Genomic DNA, 537 nt, shown 5'->3' with positions numbered 1-537 from the left:
AACCCGTACCGACACGTGCCGCCAGTTGACCCACCGAAGGCGCCTCGAACACCGCGCGCACGGCGAGATCGGCGTCCAGGCTGCTGTTGATCGCGTTGATCACCCGAGTTGCCGACAGCGAGTCCCCACCGAGATCGAAAAACGAATCGTCGATCCCGACCCGCTCCAACCCGAGAACCTGGGCGTAGATGCCGGCCACAATCTCCTCGACCGCGGTGGTGGTGATGGCGGCGCTCCCCTTGACGGTCAACGGCAAACTCGACAGGCGTGCCCTTCCGGCGCCGGACTACACCGATGCCGAGGCCTACCGTGCCCCGACCACCGCGGTCGAGGAGATTGTGGCCGGCATCTACGCCCAGGTTCTCGGGTTGGAGCGGGTCGGGATCGACGATTCGTTTTTCGATCTCGGTGGGGACTCGCTGTCGGCAACTCGGGTGATCAACGCGATCAACAGCAGCCTGGACGCCGATCTCGCCGTGCGCGCGGTGTTCGAGGCGCCTTCGGTGGGTCAACTGGCGGCACGTGTCGGTACGGGTT

2 pseudogenes are annotated in these 537 nt (G+C 65.5%); one reads left to right on the top strand and one right to left on the bottom strand.

The window, feature by feature from the left end:
- Window positions 1–217, bottom strand: a pseudogene (locus tag A5699_RS24300) (phosphopantetheine-binding protein); the annotation flags it as partial.
- Between A5699_RS24300 and A5699_RS24295 the strand changes: the two are divergent.
- Window positions 210–537 (top strand): annotated as a pseudogene (locus A5699_RS24295) (phosphopantetheine-binding protein); the annotation flags it as partial. The pseudogenes A5699_RS24300 and A5699_RS24295 overlap by 8 nt on opposite strands.

This window comes from Mycobacterium sp. E802, assembly GCF_001666875.1.
GTDB lineage: Bacteria > Actinomycetota > Actinomycetes > Mycobacteriales > Mycobacteriaceae > Mycobacterium.
Note: the sequence above shows the minus strand (reverse complement) of the source record. Positions and strands in the feature narration are given on the sequence as shown.